Annotated in this window: 21 protein-coding genes; 18 read left to right on the forward strand and 3 right to left on the reverse strand. The window is 39.2% G+C overall.

Annotation, left to right across the window (positions count from 1 at the left end; all coding sequences use genetic code 11):
• The first annotated feature begins 98 nt into the window (after positions 1-98).
• From PVV69_RS00375 to truB, 13 genes are all read left to right on the forward strand, one after another.
• Positions 99-1208, forward strand: coding sequence for a PhoH family protein (locus PVV69_RS00375; RefSeq protein ID WP_273756024.1), 1110 nt, complete (start codon positions 99-101; stop codon positions 1206-1208).
• A 12-nt stretch (positions 1209-1220) separates the two neighbouring features.
• On the forward strand, positions 1221-1697 hold the full coding sequence (gene ybeY / locus PVV69_RS00380; RefSeq protein ID WP_273756025.1) for an rRNA maturation RNase YbeY: 477 nt from the start codon (positions 1221-1223) through the stop codon (positions 1695-1697).
• A gap of 100 nt (positions 1698-1797) precedes the next feature.
• Positions 1798-2817, forward strand: a complete 1020-nt coding sequence (locus PVV69_RS00385) for a hemolysin family protein (RefSeq protein ID WP_273756026.1) — start codon at positions 1798-1800, stop codon at positions 2815-2817.
• Positions 2780-4414 (forward strand): apolipoprotein N-acyltransferase, encoded by a 1635-nt coding sequence (gene lnt / locus PVV69_RS00390; protein WP_273756027.1) that lies wholly within the window; start codon positions 2780-2782, stop codon positions 4412-4414. Before PVV69_RS00385 ends, lnt begins: the two co-directional genes overlap by 38 nt.
• A 148-nt stretch (positions 4415-4562) precedes the next feature.
• Entirely contained in the window at positions 4563-4976 is a 414-nt protein-coding gene (locus PVV69_RS00395) for a helix-turn-helix domain-containing protein (protein ID WP_273720056.1), read from the forward strand.
• A gap of 130 nt (positions 4977-5106) precedes the next feature.
• Positions 5107-6375 (forward strand): methionine adenosyltransferase, encoded by a 1269-nt coding sequence (gene metK, locus PVV69_RS00400; protein ID WP_273756028.1) that lies wholly within the window; start codon positions 5107-5109, stop codon positions 6373-6375.
• A complete protein-coding gene (locus tag PVV69_RS00405) occupies positions 6372-7073 on the forward strand; it encodes a tRNA (guanine(46)-N(7))-methyltransferase TrmB (RefSeq protein WP_273756029.1) in 702 nt (233 codons plus the stop codon). Before metK ends, PVV69_RS00405 begins: the two co-directional genes overlap by 4 nt.
• Before the next feature lie 152 nt (positions 7074-7225).
• On the forward strand, positions 7226-7852 hold the full coding sequence (gene rimP, locus PVV69_RS00410; RefSeq protein ID WP_273756030.1) for a ribosome maturation factor RimP: 627 nt from the start codon (positions 7226-7228) through the stop codon (positions 7850-7852).
• Positions 7853-7899: 47 nt separating this feature from the next.
• Positions 7900-9513, forward strand: a complete 1614-nt coding sequence (nusA, locus tag PVV69_RS00415) for a transcription termination factor NusA (RefSeq protein ID WP_273720052.1) — start codon at positions 7900-7902, stop codon at positions 9511-9513.
• A gap of 18 nt (positions 9514-9531) precedes the next feature.
• On the forward strand, positions 9532-10167 hold the full coding sequence (locus PVV69_RS00420) for an RNA-binding protein (RefSeq protein WP_273756031.1): 636 nt from the start codon (positions 9532-9534) through the stop codon (positions 10165-10167).
• Complete coding sequence (gene infB / locus PVV69_RS00425; protein WP_273756032.1) at positions 10164-12689, forward strand: translation initiation factor IF-2; 2526 nt, start codon at positions 10164-10166, stop codon at positions 12687-12689. Before PVV69_RS00420 ends, infB begins: the two co-directional genes overlap by 4 nt.
• Positions 12690-12818: 129 nt before the next feature.
• Positions 12819-13226, forward strand: coding sequence for a 30S ribosome-binding factor RbfA (gene rbfA / locus PVV69_RS00430; RefSeq protein WP_273720046.1), 408 nt, complete (start codon positions 12819-12821; stop codon positions 13224-13226).
• Positions 13227-13229: 3 nt separating this feature from the next.
• Complete coding sequence (gene truB, locus PVV69_RS00435) at positions 13230-14189, forward strand: tRNA pseudouridine(55) synthase TruB (protein ID WP_273756033.1); 960 nt, start codon at positions 13230-13232, stop codon at positions 14187-14189.
• Positions 14190-14660: 471 nt separating this feature from the next.
• Here truB and PVV69_RS00440 read toward each other — a convergent pair whose 3' ends face one another.
• The gene (locus PVV69_RS00440; RefSeq protein WP_273756034.1) at positions 14661-16289 is read right to left on the reverse strand and encodes an MFS transporter; all 1629 of its coding nucleotides are present in this window, start codon (positions 16287-16289) and stop codon (positions 14661-14663) included.
• Positions 16290-16608: 319 nt separating this feature from the next.
• Here PVV69_RS00440 and rpsO point away from each other — a divergent pair, with 319 nt between their 5' ends.
• The 3 genes from rpsO to PVV69_RS00455 all read left to right on the forward strand — a co-directional run bounded on the left by rpsO (position 16609) and on the right by PVV69_RS00455 (position 20394).
• Positions 16609-16878: a 30S ribosomal protein S15 gene (gene rpsO / locus PVV69_RS00445; RefSeq protein ID WP_208440251.1), complete on the forward strand. Its 270-nt coding sequence runs from the start codon at positions 16609-16611 to the stop codon at positions 16876-16878.
• Positions 16879-17128: 250 nt separating this feature from the next.
• Positions 17129-19330: a polyribonucleotide nucleotidyltransferase gene (pnp, locus tag PVV69_RS00450; RefSeq protein WP_273720036.1), complete on the forward strand. Its 2202-nt coding sequence runs from the start codon at positions 17129-17131 to the stop codon at positions 19328-19330.
• Positions 19331-19395: 65 nt separating this feature from the next.
• Positions 19396-20394: a class I SAM-dependent methyltransferase gene (locus tag PVV69_RS00455; protein ID WP_273756035.1), complete on the forward strand. Its 999-nt coding sequence runs from the start codon at positions 19396-19398 to the stop codon at positions 20392-20394.
• 19 nt (positions 20395-20413) lie between these two features.
• Here PVV69_RS00455 and hslU read toward each other — a convergent pair whose 3' ends face one another.
• Both hslU and hslV read right to left on the reverse strand, forming a co-directional pair.
• Positions 20414-21724, reverse strand: a complete 1311-nt coding sequence (gene hslU / locus PVV69_RS00460; protein WP_273756036.1) for an ATP-dependent protease ATPase subunit HslU — start codon at positions 21722-21724, stop codon at positions 20414-20416.
• Complete coding sequence (gene hslV, locus PVV69_RS00465; protein WP_273756037.1) at positions 21725-22306, reverse strand: ATP-dependent protease subunit HslV; 582 nt, start codon at positions 22304-22306, stop codon at positions 21725-21727.
• Positions 22307-22507: 201 nt separating this feature from the next.
• Here hslV and PVV69_RS00470 point away from each other — a divergent pair, with 201 nt between their 5' ends.
• Positions 22508-23497 carry an asparaginase gene (locus PVV69_RS00470; RefSeq protein ID WP_273756038.1) on the forward strand — a complete coding sequence of 330 codons (990 nt, stop codon included), beginning with the start codon at positions 22508-22510 and terminating at the stop codon, positions 23495-23497.
• Positions 23498-23669: 172 nt separating this feature from the next.
• The gene (gene coaA / locus PVV69_RS00475; protein ID WP_273720142.1) at positions 23670-24614 is read left to right on the forward strand and encodes a type I pantothenate kinase; all 945 of its coding nucleotides are present in this window, start codon (positions 23670-23672) and stop codon (positions 24612-24614) included.
• Positions 24615-24620: the final 6 nt, after the last annotated feature.

Below are 24620 nucleotides of genomic sequence, written 5' to 3' on the forward strand. Positions count from 1 at the left end.
GATTACATTTAAACTATGCATTCTATAAAAAATATATTGTTTTCTATAAAGTTTATTGCAGGAAGTATGCAGAATTTATATAAATATGGGAGAATAGGTTGAAAACTTCAACCGAAAAAATAAAGCGCGTTAAAGAAAAAATAAATGCTTACCCTGAAAACACGCATATCTTAGGAAAAGCAAACCTATCAGATGTTAATCATGTTGTTCTCATTTTTGAAAACAATAAATATGCGAAAACGGTTTTTGGTAAACTCGACGAAAATCTTGCTTATATTGAAAAAAAACTCGGACTTAGCATTCATCCGCGCGGTAATGAAGTTTTCATCCGTGGAAATATTATTGCTATAAAACAGGCACAATACGTATTACAGCAGCTTTATGAACGCGCAAAAACACATCAAGAGCTCACTTTATCAGATACAGAAGGAGCGATTGCTATGGCAAATTTGCTACAAGAACAGCAAGAAGCCCCAATAACAATCCAACATGGGAAAAAATATAGCCCAGCACGACTTAGTACCCATAAAAAAATAATCCATGCTAGGACCCCTACACAAAATGCTTATATACGTGCAATGGACCGTAATGAACTTGTTTTTGGTGTAGGCCCTGCTGGAACAGGCAAAACATATCTTGCTGTTGCACATGCTGCAATGCTTCTAGAGCGTGGTATCATTGAACGTATTATCCTCTCACGTCCTGCCGTTGAAGCTGGAGAGCATCTTGGCTTTCTGCCTGGTGATCTGAAAGAAAAAGTTGATCCTTATTTACGTCCCCTTTATGACGCACTTTATGATATGATTCCTGCTGAAAAAGTAGAGCGCATTTTAGCCTCCGGTGTCATAGAAATTGCGCCTCTTGCTTTCATGCGTGGGCGAACACTTGCTCATGCCGCTGTTATTCTTGATGAAGCACAAAATACTACACCTATGCAAATGAAAATGTTTCTCACCCGTCTTGGCGAGGGAACACGTATGATTATCACTGGTGATGTAAGCCAAATTGATTTACCTCGCGGACAAAAATCAGGTTTAAGCGAAGCGATACGTATTCTCTCACAGGTAGAAAATATTGCCATCATTCGATTTGATGAAAAAGATGTTGTACGCCATCCCCTTGTTGCCGCTATCGTCCGTGCTTATGATCAAGATTCTGCTGTACAAATTGAAAAAATGCCATCTTCAAGCTCTTCCTTAAAAAAGTGAGTTTCATTTGTTATGATTACTATCGATATAATTGTTGAAAGCTCTGGATGGGATGATGAGAAAATACTTTATAATATCACTGAAAAAGCATTAACAACGACAATGCATCATCTTTCGTTAGAAGATGTTGTAAGCGAAGTCAGCCTGCTTTTTACGAATGACCAACATATGGCACAGATCAATGCACAATGGCGTGGTAGAAACAAACCCACCAATGTCTTGTCCTTTCCTGCTTTTCCAATTAAAATTGGACAGATTCCAGGACTTATGCTCGGTGATATTATTATTGCACAAGAAACTGTTCTACTAGAAGCACAAAGAGAGGGGAAATTGTTTCAAGACCATTTGACACATATGATTGTTCATGGTGTTCTTCACCTCCTTGGCTATGATCATGAAACAGATGATGAAGCTCACCGCATGGAAAAACTTGAAAAAGAAATTCTTCAAAAGCTTTCCATACAAGATCCCTATATTGAATTGTTTTAGAAATGATAAAATTTAACTTTTTAAATTCATATCATCATCATACAATTTAAAGTTTCTTATGCCTCTATTATAAAAAAGAAAGTTTGAAGATTTCAAAATCATGGCAAACAAAATAAATGCACCCAATAATCATCACACACCTTCTGTTATTAAAGAACATTCCTCTCAACAGGCGAATCATACGGAAAAACATTCTCTGTTAAATCATTTATTTTCGTTTTTTCGTGGTCGCAATGCTACATCACTGCGCGATGACCTTACCGTTGCACTCACAACCGATAATGAAAAAGACACAGCCCTCTTCTCTCCTGAAGAGCGTACTATGCTGCATAATATCTTACATTTGCGTGAAGCACGTGTTGATGATGTGATGATTCCACGTTCCGAAATCAAAGCATTGGAAATAAACACTCCGCTTGAGGAAGCTCTCAAATGTTTTGCAAAAATTGGTCATTCTCGCATACCTGTTTATGCTGAAACCTTAGATGATCCACGAGGAATGATCCATATCCGCGATATCCTTAATTATATGACTCGTTTTATTATCAACTCGACCCAAACTGAACAAAAATCCGATTTTCTTCAGTTAAATCATACGCATTTACACACCCCCATCGGTGAATTGGATTTGATTCGAACCGTGCTCTTTGTTCCTAGTTCCATGCTAGCAAGCAAATTATTAACACGTATGCAAACCACACGAACACAAATGGCTTTGGTTATTGATGAACATGGAGGTACAGATGGTCTCGTTTCAATGGAAGATATTGTCGAATTAGTTGTTGGTGATATCGAAGATGAACATGATAATGTCAACAATGCTATCGTGCGTGAACATAATAATAAATGGCTTGTTGACGCAAGAACCGAATTAGAGGAAGTAGAAAAAGCTCTTGGTCCGGATTTTATTGTGGGAGAATATGGTGATGAAGTTGATACCATTGGTGGTTTGATTGTTTCTATTCTTGATCGCATTCCTGCAAAAGGTGAAGTTATTGAAGCCGTGCCTGGTTATCGATTTCGTATTTTAGAGGCTGATAAACGCAGGATTAAGCGATTGCGCATTTGTCGTACTCCAGAAAATGAGAATTTTAAAAACAATGTCATCCCTAAAGAATAGCCAAATTTTTTTAAACAATTTTACACTCTTCTTGTTTTCTGTTACCAGCTGGAAGCGACAAATGTGGGTGTTCCTCTGTGGTGCTTTTACTTCTTTTGCACTTCCACCCTTTTATTTGACACCCCTTTGCTTTTTAACTTTCCCCATCTTTATTATTTTACTTGATTCAATACGCGCTATCCAAAATAATAAAAAACGTTTTCTTACCTACGCTCTCAGCTGTGGAGTCTTTGGCTTTAGTTATTTTATTTGCAGCCTTTGGTGGTTGTGCAATGCTTTATTCACAGATCCCGTTTCTTTTGGTTGGGCAGTGCCCTTTGCTATTTTAGGTCCTCCTCTCTACCTTTCTCTTTATTGGTTTTTTGCAGGCTTCATTGTCGGTTTATTATGGACAAAAGGCATAGCACGCTTCTTTGTTCTGGCCTTCGCGCTAGGATTAGCAGAATGGTTGCGTGCATTTTTATTCACAGGATTCCCTTGGAATGCTCTTGGCTATACAGCTATGCCAACCCCGATGTTCATGCAATCCGATGCAATTGTTGGACTTTACAGCATGAATATTCTTGCCGTCTTAGTTTATAGTTTACCGGCTGTTTTATTAACAGATGAAAAAAAGAAAGCCGCACTTTCTCTCTGCTTATCACTTATATTGGTCCACAGTGGTTTTGGATTTTACCGCCTCAATACTATACCAAATACAGCAGATAATCAAAAAAGTGGTTATTGGGTGCGTATTGTTCAACCTTCTATTCAGCAAGATATAAAATTGAGTAATATAACACGAGAAGCTATATTTGCAGCCCATATGCGCTTGAGTGCAACACCAATATCAGGACATAATAGAGAACCTGACTTTATCGTATGGCCTGAAGCTTCTATTCCTTATCTTCTCTATGATAACTCTACAACTACAATGCGCATCGCTTCTCTGCTAAAACCTAAACAATGGGCGATTATTGGTGCCATACGTGCTAGTAATGATTCTTTTAATACACAAATGCAATATTTTAATACAATTGCCGTTATTAATCATAAAGGGAATGTTTTAAAGACTTCTGATAAACTGCATCTCGTTCCTTTTGGTGAATATCTCCCTTATCAAAATTTATTGGAAAAAATTGGATTGCATACCCTTGCTGATAATATTGGTGGATATAGCGCTGCAAGTGCGCGTGAAATTGTCACGTTGCCAAACGGTTTTTCTTATCTTCCACTGATTTGTTATGAAGTCATATTCCCCCATGAAATGACTTTTAAAGGCTCCTCTCCTCAAGCAATCATTAATGTCACAAATGATGCATGGTTTGGTGTAACACCTGGACCTTATCAACATCTTCAACAAGCACAGCTTCGTGCTATTGAACTGGGAATACCTCTCATACGCGCAGCCAATAATGGAATATCAGCTGTTATTGATTCTTATGGACGAATCATTGTAGCTCTCCAACAGAATGCTATTGGCATTATTGATTCACCAATTCCATCACCCATTACGCCCATAGGAAGCAATGAATATAGAATATTCTCTACTTTCATCTTATTTATTCTTATGCTATTGTGTCGTATCGGTTTTGGTTCTACAAAATACCTTAAATGATTCAAATGCCCATATCCGGTGTTACATTAGGTGTACCGGTAATGTTGGGAAAAAGTGTTACATATTATCTTAATTATATGATAAATCAGCTTCATAGCAAGATGGTGTTGATTTAGAAGAAAAGTGCTGGAAATTAAAGAGTTGCATTATGACCGAGACTAGAAAAAAACCCGATCCTATAGACATCTATGTTGGAACCCGCATTCGTTTACGTCGTAATATTTTAGGACTTACGCAAGAAAAACTAGGTGAGAAATTAGGCGTTACTTTCCAGCAAATCCAAAAATATGAAAAAGGTACGAACCGTATTGGTGCAAGTCGCCTCCAAGCAATTGCAGAAATTATGGATGTTCCTGTTTCCTACTTTTTTGATAAAGGCATGAATACGCAACATGTAGAAGGCTTTGCTGAAAGCGATAACGATTTTATGGATTTTTGCTCTAGCAATGAAGGAATCCAGCTAATGCGTGCTTTTACGAATATATCTGATGCTAAGGTGCGCCGAAAAATTATTGATTTGGCAAAAGCATTGTCTGAAGAAGATATGGCAAACAAATCATAAAGTAAAGATTCCGTCTTTTTTCTCCAGCTTATAAATTGGGCATTGACCATTTGTCTTGGGATTGGCAAATAGGGGCAGTTTTAATAGACAATTTCATAAACTGTTGGTTTTCTTTTTTGAAGGAGTTCCTATGCCGCATCAAGATTATCTTTTTACGAGTGAGTCGGTATCGGAAGGACATCCTGATAAGATTTGCGACCGTATTTCCGATGAAATCGTTGATATGGTCTATAGAGAAGCGCAAAGAACTGGTACAGATCCATGGTTGGTACGAGTTGCTTGTGAAACTTTGGTTAGTGTGAACCGCGTTGTTATCGCGGGCGAGGTACGTGTTCCTGATACACTGTTAAAAAGAGATAAAAATAGAGAATTTATCTACGATGAGAATGGCTGTCCGTTCATTGATCCCACACGTTTTCGTACAGCGGCACGTCGTGCTATCCGTGCAATTGGTTATGAACAAGTAGGTTTTCATTGGAAGACTGTTAAAATTGATGTTCTTTTACGTCCCCAATCAATGGATATTGCACGTGGTGTTGATAATGCTACGGATCGGCATGGTGAAGAAGGAGCAGGTGATCAGGGCATCATGTTCGGATATGCTTGCCGTGAAACACCAGATCTCATGCCAGCTCCCATTTATTATGCACATAAAATTCTTAAACTTCTTGCTGCGGCTCGCCATAAAGGGGAAGGAGAAACTGGAAAATTAGGACCAGATGCTAAAAGTCAAATAACAATACGGTATAAAAATGGAAAACCAATAGAGGTAACGTCCATTGTTCTTTCAACACAACATTTAGATGAGAGTTGGGATTCGGATAAAGTTCGTACAGTGGTTGAGCCTTATATTCGTCAGGCTTTACATGATATTCCCATTTCGACTCAATGTCATTGGTATATCAATCCAACAGGGAAATTTGTTATTGGTGGTCCTCAAAGTGATGCTGGACTGACGGGGCGCAAAATTATTGTTGATACTTATGGAGGGGCAGCACCCCATGGTGGAGGTGCTTTTTCAGGAAAGGATACGACAAAAGTTGATCGTTCTGCTGCTTATGCCGCACGTTATCTTGCTAAGAATATTGTTGCAGCTGATTTAGCAGAACGATGCACTATCCAACTCTCCTATGCGATTGGCATTGCGCAGCCCCTATCCATTTATCTTAATCTCCATGGAACAGGAAAAGTCGATGAAAAAATTCTTGAAGCAACCATTCGCAAAATAATGGATCTTTCACCAACGGGCATTCGAAAACATCTTGATCTCAATAAACCTATTTATACAAAAACAGCTGCCTATGGTCATTTTGGACGTACACCAAAAAATGATGGTTCGTTTTCATGGGAAAAAACTGATTTGATTAAACCACTTCAAACGATGATTAAAATACCATGATTGACCATAATACACGTGCACGTGAAGCCTTTTTTGGTCGCCGACAAGGGAAACGGCTGCGAAACAGTCAACTTGCGCGTATAAAAATGCTTCTCCCAACTCTTCATATTGATTTAAATACCCTTTCCCCCTTAGACTTAACAACTTTGTTTCCCAATAAAGTAAAAGAAGTTCGGCTTGAAATTGGTTTTGGTGGAGGTGAACATTTGCTTCATGAAATGGAACATTGTCCGCAAACTGGTTTTATTGGTATCGAACCCTTTGTCAATGGTATAGCAAAAATATTGCTATCTCTTGAACAGCATAAACAGCATCAAAATCAACTTCGCCTCTACGATGATGATGCCACACATCTCCTTGATTGGCTCCCCAATGCATCACTTGATGGAATAGATCTCCTCTATCCTGATCCATGGCCTAAAAAGAAACATTGGAAACGACGTTTCATCAACATAAAAAATCTTAATCGTTTTGCTCGCGTTCTTAAAACAGGGAAAAAGTTCCGCTTTGCTAGCGATATAGACAGTTATGTAAATTGGACCCTTTACCATTTTACACAACATAATCACTTTGAGTGGGAAGCAGAAAAACCTAAAGATTGGAAAACCCCTTATCCGCTCTGGATAAGTACTCGCTATGAAGCAAAAGCTTTACGCGAAGGACGGATACCTACTTATCTTACCTTTATCAAAAAATAAATGCTCAAATGCTTTTCTTATAAACAACTTGAAAAATTTTGAATTTAAGAGTATCAATAAGTAAATTCTTGGTCTTATGATGAGGAGTGGGCCGTTGGACCCGCTCTTTTTTAATGTCGTAAAACTTAAGAAAAATGACTTGGATGAAATGTATGAACGAAACTGAAAAAATAAGCAGTCTTGATGAACCACGTCTGTTTGAAGAAGATGGCGTTGAAGCGCGTGTTGGGGCTCTTATCATACCATTGCTTAAACCTTTAGGTTTTCGTTTGGTTCGTGTGAAGCTTCTTGGTTTAAATGGTTTAACACTTCAGATTATGGTAGAACGCGCTGATGGCTCTATGACCGTGGAAGATTGTGAAACTGTTAGCCGAACTGTTTCACCCCTTCTTGATGTGCAAAATATTATTGAGCGCAAATATCATTTAGAAATTTCATCTCCAGGAATTGACCGTCCACTGGTAAGAAAATCTGACTTTCTGCATTGGCAGGGACATATTGCAAAAATTGAAACTAACAGAACAATTGATGGGCGCCGGAAATTTCGTGGAACACTGACTAACATCACGCAAGATGGATTTACTTTAAACACCGATAAAGTCGCTTATGGAGAAGCACTATATATCTCTATTGCCTTTTGTGATATTACAAATGCACATCTGGTATTAACAGATGAACTTATTCGCGACGCCTTGAAAAAAAATAAAGATTTAAATCAACAAGTTATTCCCGAAGATAATTCTAACATCTCAAAACAGACATCAAATTATAAAAGTTAATATCACTGGGAAATGCCTATCGTGTGGCACAAAGAAGGAGAAAATTGATGGCTACAAGCGCTAACAGGCTTGAAATTCTGCAAATTGCAGATGCTGTTGCACGTGAAAAGTCAATTGACCGTGAAATTGTTATTTCTGCGATGGCTGATGCTATTCAGAAAGCGGCACGTTCTCGTTATGGTCAAGAAACCAATATCCGTGCTGAAATCAATTCCAAAACAGGTGAAATTAAATTACAACGCCTGCTAAAAATTGTTGATGTCGTTGAAGATTATACAAATGAAATCACCTTGTCCGATGCACTTAAACGCCAAACGGATGCAAAGGTTGGTGATTTTTTTGCTGATCTTTTGCCTCCTATGGATTTTGGTCGTATCGCTGCGCAATCTGCTAAACAGGTTATTGTACAAAAGGTCCGTGATGCAGAGCGTGACCAACAATATGAAGAATTTAAAAATAAAATTGGTGAAATTATTTCTGGTACAGTAAAGCGTGTAGAATATGGCAATGTTATCGTTGATCTCGGGCGTGGTGAAGCTATTGTGCGCCGTGATGAATTAATTCCACGTGAATCCTTTCGCTATGGGGATCGTATTCGTGCCTTTGTTAATGATGTGCACCGTGAATCACGTGGTCCGCAAATTTTTCTTTCACGCACACACCCGCAGTTTATGGTGAAGTTGTTTACCATGGAGGTACCAGAAATCTACGATGGTATTATAGAAATTAAATCGGTTGCTCGTGATCCTGGTTCACGTGCTAAAATTGCTGTTGTCTCACGGGATGGCTCCATTGATCCTGTTGGAGCGTGTGTGGGAATGCGAGGAAGTCGAGTACAGGCTGTGGTTGCAGAACTACAAGGTGAAAAGATTGATATTATTCCTTGGTCCCCTGATGCCGCGACATTTATCGTTAATGCACTACAACCTGCTGAAGTTTCCAAAGTTGTGCTTGATGAAGATGCCGAACGCATTGAAGTCATTGTGCCAGATGACCAACTGAGCCTTGCAATTGGACGACGTGGACAAAATGTTCGTTTGGCTTCGCAATTAACGGGATGGAATATTGATATTTTAACCGAAAAAGAAGAGTCTGAAAATCGTCAAAAAGAATTTACTGAACGCAGTAAACTGTTTATGGAATCCTTAGATGTTGATGAAATGATCGGACAGGTTATGGCATCAGAAGGCTTTTCTTCTATTGAGGAAATCGCCTATATCGATCTCGAAGAAATTGCTTCCATTGATGGTTTTGATCATGAGACTGCTGCTGAAATTCAAAGCCGTGCGCGCGAATATCTTGAACACAAAGAAAAAGAGCTTGATGAAAAGCGTAAAGAACTTGGTGTTTCTGATGAATTGCGAACACTGCCCGGAATGACGAGTGCTATGTTGGTTGCTGTTGGCGAAGACGGTGTGAAAACAATAGAAGATTTTGCTGGATATGCAGTCGATGATTTGGCTGGTTGGAGAGAACGTAAAGAGGGACAAACACAAAGTTTTTCTGGTATCCTGACACCATTTGATATTACACGTGCTGATGCAGAAACTATGGTTTTAGCAGCACGTGTGCAAGCAGGCTGGATAAATGAAGCTGATCTTGTTAAAGAAATTCCTGCAGAAAGTGAAAATTCTGCAAAAGATGAAAAAAGAGACAATTAGAGCGTGGATGAATTTTAAATGAATGAACGGACCTGCATTGTAACCAGAAGAAGCGCTTCAGCAAAGACGCTGATCCGTTTTGTTATTGGTCCCAATAATCAAATCGTCCCTGATCTTAAAGCCAATTTGCCAGGGCGGGGTGTTTGGGTTTGTGCTCGTCATTCTACCATTGAAGCAGCAATTAAACAGAAAGCTTTTCATAGAAGTTTTAAAACAGATGTTGAGGTTGCGCCAAATCTTGCGCATATTGTTGATAGACTTTTGCTAAAAGCCGCTCTTGCAAGTCTTTCTTTAGCGCGTAAAGCAGGTGCCATTGTCATGGGAGCAACAAAAGTTGATGCTGCTATCCGCTCTGGTCAAGTTATTCTCGTACTTCATGCCAAAGAAACAACAGAAGATGGAAAACGAAAAATTGCACAAGCCGTCCATACAATACAGCAAAAAATAAATCGCAATATAAAAACTATATCTTTATTTACAAGTGATGAAATGCGAGTAGCGTTCGGTACTAATCCTGTTATGCATGCAGCCTTATTAGACACTAAAGCTGCTGAAGGATTTCTCACAACAATACATAAACTGCTCGCCTATCGTGATGAAAAGCACAGCAAGCCTGGTGAAATAACGGCACAAGCCGTGAAGGAAGTACAATGAGTGAAAATAATAACGACAAAATAACAGGCAAAAGGACATTAACCTTAAAGCGGTCCGTCCTAGAAACAAGTACGGTCAAACAAAATTTTAGCCATGGTCGTACCAAGGCTGTGGTTGTTGAAACTAAACGGCGCAAAATTACGCGACCTGATGAAAAAGCTGAAATACAACAGCCTATTACAAAACCACATGTGGCTCCTCAACGCTCTAAGCCACGATTTGAAGAAGCAAAGCCGAGTAAACCTGTTGCTAAAAATAATCTCTCATCCGCTGAAATGGAAGCAAGGCTTCGTGCGTTAGAAGAAGCACATATTCAAGAAAAAATAACGCGTGAACGGGCTGAAGAAGAAGCAAGACGTGCAAAAGAGCATGAAGAAAGTTTGCAGCAATCAATTCAAAAAGAAATAGAAATCCATCAAGAAAACAAAAGTCCAACGGTACAAACACCTGATCTTAGTCCTGCTCATGTCCCTATAGAACCTATAGATATCCCTATCACGCCTAAAAATACAACTGTCATTGAAAAACGCAAAACGGATGAAAATAAAGAGGACGATCGACATAGCCGGCGTGCTAACCTTGCGAAATCAGAAGTACGTGCGCCAAAAGTTGTAAAAGGCGCTGATGAGCGACGCCGTGGAAAACTCACCCTCAATAGTGCTTTGGACGAAGAAGGTAACGCACGTGGGCGCTCAATGGCTGCAATGCGCCGCAGGCAGGAGAAATTTAAACGTGCACAAAACCAAGAACCAAGAGAAAAAATCTCTCGTGAAGTTGTTCTTCCTGAAACTATTACAATTCAAGAACTCGCACAGCGTATGACTGAACGTTCCGTTGATGTGATTAAATTTCTGATGAAACAGGGACAAATGATGAAACCTGGCGATATTATTGATGCTGATATTGCTGAACTTATCGCTGTTGAATTCGGTCACACTGTTAAACGTGTTTTAGAATCTGATGTAGAAGAAGGTATCTTTAATATCGCTGATAACCCTCAAAAAATGCAAACTCGTCCTCCCGTTGTAACAATTATGGGCCATGTCGACCATGGAAAAACTTCTCTGCTTGATGCTATTCGAAAAGCGAATGTTGTTTCTGGTGAAGCCGGTGGTATTACGCAGCATATTGGTGCTTATCAAGTGGAGCAAAACGGTCAAAAAATTACCTTTATTGATACACCTGGACATGCTGCTTTCACAGCTATGCGTGCGCGTGGTGCTCGTGTTACCGATATTGCCGTTCTGGTTGTTGCTGCTGATGACAGTGTCATGCCGCAAACGATTGAATCAATTAATCATGCCAAAGCAGCTGGTGTACCAATCATTGTTGCTATCAATAAAATTGATAAACCCGCTGCTAATGCACAAAAAGTGCGTACAGAACTTCTACAACATGAAGTATTTGTTGAAACTATGGGCGGAGAGACTTTGGAAGTGGAAGTTTCTGCTAAAACTGGACAGAATCTTGATAAACTTCTCGAAGCTATTCTTCTTCAAGCTGAGATTCTTGATCTGAAAGCAGATCCCCAACGAACAGCGGAAGGCGTTGTCATTGAAGCAAAACTGGATCGAGGACGTGGATCTGTTGCTACAGTTCTTGTTCAGAAAGGTACATTACATCCTTCTGATATTATTGTTGCCGGCAATGAGTGGGGACGCGTACGCGCTTTGATTGATGATCATGGTCGTCATGTCAAAGAAGCTGTTCCTTCTACACCCATTGAAATTTTAGGTATGCAAGGAACGCCACAAGCTGGTGATCGTTTTGCAGTTGTCAGTCATGAAGCAAAAGCACGTGAAATTGCTGAATACCGTCAGCGATTAGCGCGTGATAAAGCTGTCGCCAGACAAACGGGTTCTCGTGGTTCCCTTGAACAAATGATGACAAAATTACAAACCGCCGGTATTAAAGAGTTCCCTCTGATTATTAAAGGAGACGTGCAAGGATCAATTGAAGCAATTGCTTCAGCATTAGAAAAGTTAGGGAACGAAGAAGTGCGCGCGCGCATTGTACATTCTGGTGCTGGAGGTATCACTGAAAGTGATATTTCTCTTGCTGAAGCTTCTAACTCCGCTGTAATTGGCTTTAATGTTCGCGCCAATAAACAAGCGCGTGACTGTGCAAAAACACAAGGAATTGAAATTCGCTATTATAATATCATCTATGATCTTGTTGATGATATAAAAGCTGCCATGTCAGGGTTGCTTTCACCAGAACAGCGTGAAACTTTCCTTGGTAACGCCGAAATTTTAGAAGTCTTTAACATTACAAAAATCGGAAAAGTTGCAGGTTGTCGTGTCACAGAAGGCAAAATAGAACGAGGCGCTGGTGTTCGCCTTATCCGCGATAATATTGTCATTCATGAAGGAAAACTTAAAACACTCAAACGTTTCAAAGATGAAGTCAATGAAGTACAAAGTGGACAAGAATGTGGAATAGCATTCGAAAATTATGAAGATATACGTGCAGGAGACATCATTGAAACCTTCCGTATTGAACATATTAATCGCACATTATAGAATAATCCAGTAACTTTGCTTTATCGTGAAATGGAAAAAATTGTTATGTTTGTGTATAGCACCTCGGTCCTTTCTTAATTTTTTAAAGATGGTCAAAAGAAGAGATGTTGTAATAAGGGTAAAACTTTAATGAAAAATGCAGGGCCATCACAACGGCAACTTAGAGTAGGTGAACAAGTGCGCCACGCAGTAGCACATATACTACAGCGCGGAATTTTACTTGAGGACCTCCTAAAAAATATGGTTATTTCTGTCTCTGAAGTACGCATGTCAGCAGATTTAAAAATTGCTACCTGCTTTATTTCTCCTCTTAGTACTCTTAAAAATGCATCTCATGTTGATGTTGTCGATATTCTCAATACACATAGCCGTTTTATCCGTAGAGAAATCAGTCATGCATTACGACAGATGAAATATATGCCTGAACTGCGTTTTCGACTTGATAGTAGTTTTGATAATTTTTCAAAAATTGATGCTCTTCTTCGCTCACCTGAGGTGGCACGTGATCTCCACCATAATGATGAAGTTGAGGATTAAAATATGGCGCCGCAACGCAAAAAAAGAGGCCGTTCTGTTTCTGGTTGGGTCATATTTGATAAACCAAAAGGAATGAGATCAACAGAAGCTGTCTCACAAATAAAATCGCTCTTTCATGCGCAAAAAGCGGGACATGCGGGTACACTTGATCCTCTTGCTTCTGGGCTCTTGCCAATTGCATTGGGCGAAGCAACCAAAACTGTTCCCTACGTGATGCAAGGTACAAAAACCTACCGTTTTCAAATTGCTTGGGGTGAAGAGAGGTCAACAGACGATCTAGAAGGTGAAATCACAAAAACATCTCTCAAACGTCCAACACAAGAAGAAATACGTGCTCTTCTCCCTCAATATACAGGTGTTATTTTGCAAACACCTCCGCAATTTTCGGCAATTAAAATTTCTGGTAATCGTGCCTATGATTTGGCCCGTGAAGGTGAGATTGTTGAAATTCCACCCCGCCAAGTGGAAATAGAAACTTTTAAATTAATAGAAACTCCTACCAGTGAGCGTGCTATCTTTGAAATAACCTGCGGAAAAGGAACCTATGTGCGTTCCTTAGCACGTGATATGGGGCGTGATCTTGGTTGTTATGGGCATATTGCTGATTTAAGACGTATCGCAGTGGCACCGTTTTGTGAAAACGATCTCATCACATGGAGCACGCTAAAAGCAGTAGGGCTAGATAAAAGTGTGCCAAATGAAAATGATACTCCTCTCAAAAGAGATTTTTCAACACTTGATGCACTTTTAATTGAAACAGGTGCTGCAGTGGATTGTCTCTCTCATTACATTCTTAATGAAACCCAAGCACAGCGAGTCATGAAGGGTGCTCCAGTGCCTCTCTATAATCACAATGTATCTCTTGATGAAGATGAACTCTGTGTGTTTTACAAAGGACAACTTCTTGCTATAGGCACTCTTGAAAAAATTCTGTTCAAACCAAAACGAATTTTTACAATCTAATTCATTCTTTTTCACAACAAACTCTTGGAAAAAGATATTTTTTATATCTATCAATAAAGAGAAGAGAGCTCTTTTCATTGTCTTATACTTAGCCTTTTACAATAATTTGTATTGGATGCCTAAAATCTGCGACGCGTTCAAAATTCCAATCCTTTCTTGCACAATAAAGGACAAAAAATATCTTTGTTTTTTTCAATTTTCTCTTTAATCATTACTAGATATACGGGTTTACTATACTGTGTTAAAAGATTTTTGTGAAATAGAAAAACAGGTTTGAGCTTAAAATAAATTACAATACCCACGAATTCTAACTGTTTTTTTAATTAACTCTGTCCTTAACTTACCAACAGCATAAACTGTTTATTTAACCTTTCAAATTGCTACTGATTTTTTCATAATAATAACTTCTCTATAGAATGGTATTGCACATATTGAATATTTTATAAGAAAATTCTTTTTGCCTTTTTACTATCAAGGTAATTGATCAGCAGAAGACTTTAAAATCATCTCATTGGCTTGTGGTATGGTTTGGCGTTCAATCATGCGGTGGACTCTTATACCGTTAGGCGCACGATTTAAATGACGCAGGAGTTTATTCACCTCTGCGTCCGCTTTTATACGACGGTGATTATGGCGTAAATAATCTACCCATGTTGGCATATGATAGGCTTCTGTCCAATATTCAGGTCTTTCAAGATCACGTAAGAGAACCCATTGGCGAGCGCCATCACGTAAACGAATATGGCGACGACGTGTCATGACTTTGAGAAACTCTTCGAGATCATTTTCATGAATTTGATAATCGATCATTATCATGATCGGACCACTCCTTGCTTTTAGGTCAAGTAAAAGCTCCGGTTCCCTGAAATGATCAAGTGGATCCAAATCTATCTGAGGAATTTCCTGAATTCTAAACTTTACTCCCGCAAGGGCACCAAAAACCAAGAAGAAAGAACAAATACTCAAAGCAATTGTTGGAGAATAACCATCAGCCAAAGCTCCCCAAATTGCACTTCCAACAGCCATCCCTCCATAAGATGCCGTTTGATAAAGTGCTAAAGCACGTGCGACAACCCAGCGTGGTGTAGAAAGCTGTACAGATGTATTAAATAATGATAACGCCAAAACCCAAGATAAGCCTGCAGGAAATAAGGCAATATGGCTTATAATCAATGAACGACTTATCGCTAAAACAAAGCAAGAAAAGGCAAAACCAATAAATGCGCTGGCAATAATTGTCTCTAAACGAAAATAATTTCGTACAAATGAATTAATAATACCTGCTGTCATAGCCCCTAAGCCAAAACAACCAAGCAATGTACCATAAAGAAGTGCACTCCCTCCAAGAATTTTATGCACAACAATTGGCAAGAGTGCCAAAATCGAGATCGCTCCAAGACCAAAAAGAAATGCCCTGACCATAATACTGAGAAGATTAGGTGACATAGCAACATAACGTAAACCATCTGAGACAGCACCTAAAAATCTTTCCCGTGGCAAGATGTTGTTTTCGTAATTTGGTTTCCAGAAAAACAAAGCACCAATTAAAGGAATGTAACTTATCGCGTTGAATAAAAAAGCAGCGGCGCCCCCTAACATTGCAATGATAGCACCACCAATAGCAGGACCTACACTACGCATCAAATTAAAGCCAACACTGTTCAAACTCACAGCAGCAGGAATATCTGCCCTACTCACAATATCTCCTATTGTCGCTTGCCAAGAAGGATTATAAAAGGCTGTTCCACAGCCAATCAAAAACGTGGAGCATAATAAAAGTGAAGGTGTTAGAAAGCCCATATAGGATAAAATAGCCAAACTCATTGATACAACCATCATCATAATTTGCGCACACAACATAATTTGACGACGATTAAAATTGTCAGCTAATGCCCCTGCCATCAGAGAAAACATCACAAGTGGTAATGTTGTAGCACTTTGAACAAGCCCGACCATGGAATGCGAAGAACTAATCAATGCCATTAACCACCCTGCTCCTACAGCCTGTATAAGCCCTCCTAAATTAGAAATGAGAGTGGACGACCACAAATTTCGAAATACCGAATTACGAAAAAGTTCGAATGTTGAAATGCTCTGCATCTTTTGCCTCCAAATCGGTATTTATCGCTTTTGTTATCATACATATACTCTGCAAAGCAGTTATCTTTATATCAAAAGGATGCATAATTCTTTTAAAACTTCTCATACAACCCTGTTAAAATTACTATTTTAAAACAAAACCCTTGATTTAAGGGAGCGTTTCAATGCTTTTAAGGGCTAGCATTTTAACCTCTTTTCCTATATAAGTGTCAAGATAAGTAGGAGTCTTGAACTCTTCTTATTTCTTCATAGACCCTTGCTGAACGACATCTCGGCTGTGGGCGGCTTTTGTTTCTTTGTTTTTTGAAAGGATAATACGATGTCGATTACAACTGAACGTAAACAAGCTCTTATCGCAGAATATGCAAATAAGGTTGGTGATACAGGATCTCCAGAAGTGCAAGTTGCTGTACTTTCTGAGCGTATCTCCAATTTAACGAACCATTTTAAATCACACAAAAAGGATAACCATTCTCGCCGTGGTCTTTTAAAGATGGTATCTCAACGCCGTCGCCTTCTTGATTACCTTAAAGGAGTTGACCAAAATCGTTATCAGACACTTATCAAGAAATTAGGTTTGCGTCGCTAGAAGAAAAATGGGTGGATAGTATCTCGATAAAATTCACCCATTTTTTTAGCTTGCTGCTTTTAGTTTAAACTGATGAGTAACCATCATGGGGCAGGATTGCTAGTTGCTTCGCGTTTAAATTGCGATTTATTTCTCTCTTCTCGCGAAAAAACAGAAGTGTCTTGTTGTCCTGCCCATAGCTTTAAATATGCTACGCAAAACCAGAATATAAACACTCAAAGATGTGAATACTGGTTATTAAGGATAAAAAATGTTCAAAACGCACAAGATAGAAATTGAATGGGCCGGTCGGCCACTCACCATTGAAACGGGAAAAATAGCGCGTCAAGCTGATGGTGCAGTAATTGCGACCTATGGAGAAACCATTGTCTTAGCAACCGTTGTATCGGCAACAAGTCCAAAACCAGACCAGGATTTTTTTCCACTCACAGTTAATTATCAAGAAAAATCCTATGCTGTTGGTAGAATACCTGGTGGTTATTTAAAACGTGAAAGTAGGCCAACAGAAAATGAAACTTTAATTTCACGTTTAATTGATCGTCCCATCCGTCCCCTCTTCGCTGACGGTTATAAAAATGACACACAAGTTATTGTTTCCGTTATACAGCATGATCTTGAAAATAATCCCGATATCCTTGCGATGATTGCATCTTCTGCTGCTTTAACTCTATCAGGTGTTCCTTTTATGGGGCCCATTGCTGGTGCCCGTGTTGGCTACTGTAATGGACAATATGTTCTCAATCCTCATATCGATGAAATGCCTGAATCAAAACTTGATCTTGTTGTTGCAGGAACAGAAAGTGCTGTGTTGATGGTTGAATCAGAAGCACAAGAATTGCCAGAAGATATCATGTTGGGTGCCGTTATGTTTGGGCACAAAGGTTTGCAACCTGTGATTGATGCCATCATAAAGCTTGCCGAAGTTGCCGCAAAAGATCCACGTGATTTCGTTCCTGAAGATCTCTCTGATCTTGAAAAAGCCATGCTGGAAATGGCTGAACAGGATATACGAAAGGCTTATACAATTACTGATAAACAAGAGCGCTATGCTGCCATTGATACACTGAAAACAGAAGTCATCAATAAATTTATGCCCGAAACAGAAGAGGACTGTAAATTTAATGCAGATCAAATTGCAACCGTTTTCAAACAGTTGCAAGCAAAAATTGTGCGTTGGAATATTCTTGATACGGGAAGACGTATTGATGGACGTGATCTTTCAACAGTACGTCCCATTCAGTCAGAAGTTAGTCTTTTACCACGGACACATGGATCCGCACTCTTTACCCGTGGCGAAACACAGGCAATGGTTGTTGCAACACTGGGAACTGGCGAAGATGAACAATATGTTGACTCTTTAACAGGTATGTATAAGGAAACATTTCTTCTTCATTACAATTTCCCACCATTTTCAGTAGGAGAAACAGGGCGTCTTGGCTCTCCTGGTCGCCGTGAAATTGGACATGGCAAATTGGCGTGGCGTGCACTTCATCCTATGTTGCCAACGAAGGAATCTTTCCCTTATACTATTCGTGCTGTCTCTGAAATTACTGAATCCAATGGATCATCTTCCATGGCAACGGTTTGTGGAACTTCGCTTGCCCTCATGGATGCCGGTGTTCCTCTAGCACGCCCCGTTGCCGGTATTGCCATGGGCTTGATTAAAGAAGGTGAACGCTTTGCTGTGCTCTCTGATATTTTAGGAGATGAAGATCATCTTGGAGATATGGATTTTAAAGTAGCGGGAACAGAAAATGGTATTACTGCTTTGCAAATGGACATCAAAATTGATGGTATTACCGAAGAAATTATGAAAATTGCACTTGAACAAGCTAAAGGTGGACGAATCCATATCCTTCATGAAATGGGTAAAGCTTTAACCAGTGCACGTGCTGAACTTAGCGAATTCTCTCCGCGTATTGAAGTGATGAACATTGCCGTTGATAAAATTCGTGAGGTGATTGGCTCTGGCGGTAAGGTTATTCGAGAAATCGTTGAACAAACTGGAGCAAAAATCAATATTGAAGATGATGGAACAATCAAAATTGCTTCTGCCGATGCTAAAACTATTGAAGCAGCAAAGCGCTGGATCCATTCTATTGTTGATGAACCTGAAATTGGTGCTATCTACCAAGGAACAGTTGTAAAGACTGCCGATTTTGGTGCATTTGTAAATTTCTTTGGCTCTCGTGATGGACTCGTTCATATTTCTCAGCTCGCATCAGAACGCGTCACAAAAACAACAGATATTGTTAAAGAAGGTGATAAAGTTTGGGTGAAACTCATGGGCTTTGATGAGCGTGGTAAAGTTCGCTTATCAATGAAAATTGTTGATCAACAAACCGGTGAAGAAATTACAGCAGATCGTCCGGTAAAAGAAGAACAAGAAAAGTGCGTGGAAGAAAGAAATAAATCCGAGAACAAGCGTCGTCGTAAGAAAAAAGAAGAGTAATCTTTCCTCTTGTTATGAAATGCCATTTTCATATGAAAATGGCATTTTTGCTTTGAAAGACTGACATGTGTCACTGTTTTTTGCCTTTTGAGAACCATAATCTTCCTCTTCCCAGTCCAAACCAATCGTGGTTGGGTTTTGGTTTAACTGAAATTCCCACTTCAGAATGGGTAAAAAACTTAAAAGTTATTACGCCTTGGCGACCAGATTTTTTAAAATTTGTCAATGCTCAGTTTGATTGTGCTCCTCAAATAGATAAGACTTTCACCTATGATGGTGCACTTTTACATTTGAGCAAATATCGTGGTTTTAACCAAAATTGTTTTCTTGATTTATTAGAATGTGTGAAACCTGGTGGATGGGTTATTATTGGTGGAAATAAAACTGCCGGTGCTCCTTCAATGATGAAGTGGGTCAAAACATTTATTCCCATCACCGATAAATTATCCAAAAACCATGGACTAGTCTTCTGGCTTCAAGTTCCACAGCAAATAGATAGACAGAAGATTACACAATTGCGTTCACCACCGCTCACTTTTGAAAATAAATTTCAGACCACTTCTGGCATGTTCTCACATGGTCGCATTGATCCTGGGTCTGCCGTGCTTGCTTCACATATGCATAAAGTGACTGGAAAAACTGCAGATTTTGGTGCTGGCTGGGGTTTTCTTTCTCATGCTGCACTTGAAAAAAGCAAAAAACTAACAACCCTTGATCTCTATGAAGCCGATTACAATGCTTTGAGAGCTGCAAAGCAGCATCTTAAACATATAACAACTTCTTGTCCGATTCATTTTTATTGGCATGATCTTATCCATGAGCCTATCACTGATCTCTATGATACCATCATTTCAAATCCACCTTTTCATACGCAACAAACGACAGATGTCTCATTAGGGCAGCATTTTATTATAAATGCTGCAAAACATCTAAAGCCAGGTGGTAAGCTGCTTCTTGTTGCTAACCTCCACCTGCCTTATGAAATATTGCTAAAAGACATTTTTCACACAGTGCTCATAGATGAAAAAGCCCATGGTTTCAAAGTTATCGAAGCGCACCGATAGATGCAAATAAATGATAACTCTAAAGAATGAAACGCGAAAGATCGATATCAGCAGCAAGCTCACCTATCGATTTTCTGACATAAGCTGCATCAACTTTAAATGATGTTCCAGCTTTATCAGGTGCTGTAAAAGAAATCTCATCTAAAACACGTTCCATTACTGTTTGCAAACGACGTGCCCCTATATTTTCAATTCTTGCGTTTAAATCTACAGCAATATCTGCTAAAGCATCAATGGCATCATCGGTAATTTCTAAATGAACTTCTTCCGTTGCCATTAAAGCAATATATTGCTTAATGAGACTAGCCTCAGGTTCGGTGAGAATACGTCGCAAATCTTCTCTTGTGAGAGCATTCAATTCCACGCGAATGGGTAAACGCCCTTGAAGTTCTGGCAACAAATCAGATGGCTTGGAAACATGAAACGCACCTGAAGCAATAAATAAAATATGATCTGTTTTAATTTGACCATATTTTGTAGAAATTGTTGTTCCTTCAACCAAAGGCAAAAGATCCCGTTGAACGCCCTCACGGGAAACAGTGGCACTTGCTCCACCATCCCTCGTGGCAATTTTATCAATCTCATCAATAAAAACAATTCCATCATTTTCAGTAACACGAAGTGCTTCTTGAATGATTTGATCTTGATCAAGGAGCTTTTCAGATTCATCATCCATGAGGGGCTTAAAAGCATCCTTTACTGTTGTTTTGCGGACCTTCGTACGACTCCCCATTTTACCAAAAATATCTGACAAATTCATAATTCCCATTTGTGCACCAGGTATACCGGGAATTTCAAAGGTCGAAGCACTATTACTATTATTATCAGCTACTTCAATTTCAATCTCTTTCTCATCCAATTCACCTTCGCGCAATTTTTTGCGAAAACTATCACGTGTAGCGGGGCTTGCTGTCTTGCCAACGAGAGCATCTAAGACGCGCTCTTCAGCATTCATGTGAGCCTTTACTTTCACTTCCTCTCGTTTTTTTTCACGCACAAGAGAAATGGCAATCTCAACAAGGTCACGAATGATCTGCTCAACATCACGTCCCACATAACCAACTTCAGTAAATTTAGTCGCTTCTACTTTAACAAAAGGGGCTCCAGCAAGCTTTGCTAATCGACGCGCAATACCTGTTTTACCAACACCTGTTGGTCCGATCATCAAAATATTTTTGGGCATAACCTCTTCACGCATTGGGCCATCAAGCTGTTGTCTACGCCAACGATTACGCAATGCAATAGCAACAGAACGTTTGGCATCATTTTGGCCAATAATAAAACGATCAAGTTCAGAAACAGTCTCACGAGGGGAAAATACAACACACATTCAAATAGCTTTCTCTAAAGAAGATAATTCTGCATCCAATGTTTCAATTGTAAAATGATCATTGGTGTAAACACAAATTTTAGCGGCAATATCCATAGCTTTACGCGCAATAGTTTCGGCATCCAAATCCATATCCATGAGTGCCCGAGCAGCTGAAAGCGCAAAATTGCCTCCAGACCCAATTGCCATAACTCCGTCTTCTGGTTCTAAGACATCACCAAGCCCTGTTAAAGCTAAAGTTATTTTCTTATCAGCTACAAGCATCATTGCTTCAAGACGACGTAAATAACGATCTGTCCGCCAGTCTTTTGCAAGTTCTACACAGGCACGCATGAGCTGATCAGGATATTGTTCCAGCTTCGTTTCCAATCTTTCCAACAAAGTAAAAGCATCCGCTGTAGCCCCTGCAAAACCAGCTATAACCATTCCGCCTTTCCCAAGACGACGAACTTTGCGTGCATTGCCTTTCATAATCGTCTGCCCCAATGAAACCTGACCATCTCCGGCCATCACGACTTTGTCACCTTTTCGTATCGTAACAATAGTTGTACCATACATGATGTCTGGCTTATGTTCTGCCATAAGGAAACTCCTTAATATTGATTTCTTTCCATCAAATGTAAAATCTAATCATTATTGTCTCTATTTAAGAACATATATTGCAAAACACAATGATTTAGCACAATTCAATTTGTTAAAATAAAAAAATGAATGCATTGTTATCAATGTAAATTGTTGTTAAATAGTTCTCTTCAACAATCTACATCTTCTAAGGGAAAGATTATGAAGAAAATAGCCATAGGAACATTAGGGGGAACAATTGCAATGGCTGCTGACGATTCCGGCCAAATGCAACCAACTTTAACCTCAGATATCCTCATCAAAAGTGTTCCTGATTTAAATAAAGTTGCTCATGTTCATGCACAAACACTCACACAATTACCCAGTGGATCTTTATCTTTTAAAATTCTTTTTGAAATCATAGAGTGGGCAAAACAACAGATAAAGGCTGGCGCCGAAGGTATTATTTTAACCCAAGGTACCGACACACTAGAAGAAACAGCGTTTTTTCTTTCTCTTTATTGGGATAGAGCAGAACCGCTTGTCATTACTGGCGCTATGCGTCTACCTCATGAAGCAGGTGCTGATGGACCCGCTAATGTTTTAGCAGCAACGCGTGTCGCTACTCATCCACAAAGTCGCAATAGGGGTGTTCTCGTTGTCATCAATGATACCATTCATTCACCTTATTGGGTACAGAAAAGCCATACCGTAAAAATTGAAACATTTCAATCAAGTATGATAGGTATTTTAGGGACTATTTTGGAAGGAAAATTGATTTATTTTAATGATCGACAGTTTTTCCCCACAACATTTGATCTTCCTCAAAATTACGATCACAAAGTTGCACTCCTTCACGCTTCTTTATCCTCTGATACACAGTTAATGAAATTCTGTCTTGAAAGTGGATATTATGCTGGACTTGTCATTGTTGGTTTTGGCTCTGGTCACTGTAGTTTTGAAGAAGCAGACATCGTGCGACAATATACACAAAAAATGCCCATCATTATTGCTAGCCGTACCTATACTGGCTCAACAACCCGAACAACTTATGGCTATAAAGGTTCAGAGGTCGATTTACTTGCTTCTGGCGCTCTTATGTCTGGGTATTTATCAGCAGTAAAAGCGCGTTTACTTTTATGGGCTTTTTTAGCACAAGGAAACTCCTTGGCACAAATTAAAGAACACTGGAATGACTGGACTATAAGCTAACGAAAGATTATTGATTTAAAAGAAAAAACATGCAGAAAAAAATTCATGTGAATACAAAACAGCTTGTTTCTTTATTTTTAAGCAGTTACTGCAGCAAAAAAGATCTCGACTTTATAAAATGATTGATACGATTCTCTCAAAAACTGATCAGGAAGATAACTTGGTCACATCAATCTCTGATCGATATTCGCCTTATCGTGTTTTTACTGCACAAGAATGGTCAGAATTTCGTGCGAATACACCACTTACCTTAACCTTTGATGAAATTAAACGGTTACGTTCCATTGATGATCCTATTGATCTTGAAGAAGTACAACGTATTTACCTTTCTTTATCGCGTCTGTTGTCATGCCATGTTGAAGCAGTACAGGAACTTTTTTATAAGCGTCAAAAATTTTTACACCAAGAAGGAACGAAGAAAACTCCTTTTATCATTGGGATTGCTGGCTCTGTTGCGGTAGGAAAATCAACCACCGCTCGTATTCTTCAGGAACTTTTGAAACGTTGGACATCCAGTCTTAAAGTGGATTTGATTACAACTGATGGTTTTCTCTATTCTAACGCTGTTTTACAGCAAAAAAACCGTATTCATCGTAAAGGATTTCCTGATTCCTATGATATTAAAAAATTGCTGAACTTCCTTTCTGCCATAAAGGCTGGTGTTGGTAATGTTAGCGCCCCACTTTATTCGCATATGATCTATGATGTTCTGGAAAATCAAACTATTACCATTGACCGTCCTGATATTTTAATTATTGAAGGTATTAATGTCCTGCAAGTCAGTGATCTTCCTAAAGATGGTAAAGTCATTCCTTTTGTTTCAGACTTTTTTGATTTTTCAATCTATGTAGATGCTGAAACAGAAGTCATTCGGCACTGGTACTTGGAACGTTTTAAACGTTTGCGTAAAACAGCTTTTCAAAATCCTGAATCCTATTTTCATCGTTATGCACTCCTGCATGAAAAAGAAGCTCTAAAAATTGCTGAAAATATTTGGCAAACGATTAATTTGAAAAATTTACAAGAAAATATACTGCCAACACGACCACGGTCTAACCTCATTCTACGCAAAGGAAAAAACCATTTGGTCGAATATGTCGCACTGCGACGACTATGAGGATTT

It is taken from the genome of Bartonella sp. MM73XJBT (assembly GCF_028618465.1).
GTDB lineage: Bacteria > Pseudomonadota > Alphaproteobacteria > Rhizobiales > Rhizobiaceae > Bartonella.

Coding starts and splice junctions, on each gene's coding strand:
- ybeY (WP_273756025.1), top strand. CDS start 1,221: ATGATTACTATCGATATAATTGTTGAAAGCTCTGGATGGGATGATGAG.
- PVV69_RS00385 (WP_273756026.1), top strand. CDS start 1,798: ATGGCAAACAAAATAAATGCACCCAATAATCATCACACACCTTCTGTT.
- lnt (WP_273756027.1), top strand. CDS start 2,780: ATGAGAATTTTAAAAACAATGTCATCCCTAAAGAATAGCCAAATTTTT.
- PVV69_RS00395 (WP_273720056.1), top strand. CDS start 4,563: ATGACCGAGACTAGAAAAAAACCCGATCCTATAGACATCTATGTTGGA.
- metK (WP_273756028.1), top strand. CDS start 5,107: ATGCCGCATCAAGATTATCTTTTTACGAGTGAGTCGGTATCGGAAGGA.
- PVV69_RS00405 (WP_273756029.1), top strand. CDS start 6,372: ATGATTGACCATAATACACGTGCACGTGAAGCCTTTTTTGGTCGCCGA.
- rimP (WP_273756030.1), top strand. CDS start 7,226: ATGAACGAAACTGAAAAAATAAGCAGTCTTGATGAACCACGTCTGTTT.
- nusA (WP_273720052.1), top strand. CDS start 7,900: ATGGCTACAAGCGCTAACAGGCTTGAAATTCTGCAAATTGCAGATGCT.
- PVV69_RS00420 (WP_273756031.1), top strand. CDS start 9,532: ATGAATGAACGGACCTGCATTGTAACCAGAAGAAGCGCTTCAGCAAAG.
- infB (WP_273756032.1), top strand. CDS start 10,164: ATGAGTGAAAATAATAACGACAAAATAACAGGCAAAAGGACATTAACC.
- rbfA (WP_273720046.1), top strand. CDS start 12,819: ATGAAAAATGCAGGGCCATCACAACGGCAACTTAGAGTAGGTGAACAA.
- truB (WP_273756033.1), top strand. CDS start 13,230: ATGGCGCCGCAACGCAAAAAAAGAGGCCGTTCTGTTTCTGGTTGGGTC.
- PVV69_RS00440 (WP_273756034.1), bottom strand. CDS start 16,289: ATGCAGAGCATTTCAACATTCGAACTTTTTCGTAATTCGGTATTTCGA.
- rpsO (WP_208440251.1), top strand. CDS start 16,609: ATGTCGATTACAACTGAACGTAAACAAGCTCTTATCGCAGAATATGCA.
- pnp (WP_273720036.1), top strand. CDS start 17,129: ATGTTCAAAACGCACAAGATAGAAATTGAATGGGCCGGTCGGCCACTC.
- PVV69_RS00455 (WP_273756035.1), top strand. CDS start 19,396: ATGTGTCACTGTTTTTTGCCTTTTGAGAACCATAATCTTCCTCTTCCC.
- hslU (WP_273756036.1), bottom strand. CDS start 21,724: ATGTGTGTTGTATTTTCCCCTCGTGAGACTGTTTCTGAACTTGATCGT.
- hslV (WP_273756037.1), bottom strand. CDS start 22,306: ATGGCAGAACATAAGCCAGACATCATGTATGGTACAACTATTGTTACG.
- PVV69_RS00470 (WP_273756038.1), top strand. CDS start 22,508: ATGAAGAAAATAGCCATAGGAACATTAGGGGGAACAATTGCAATGGCT.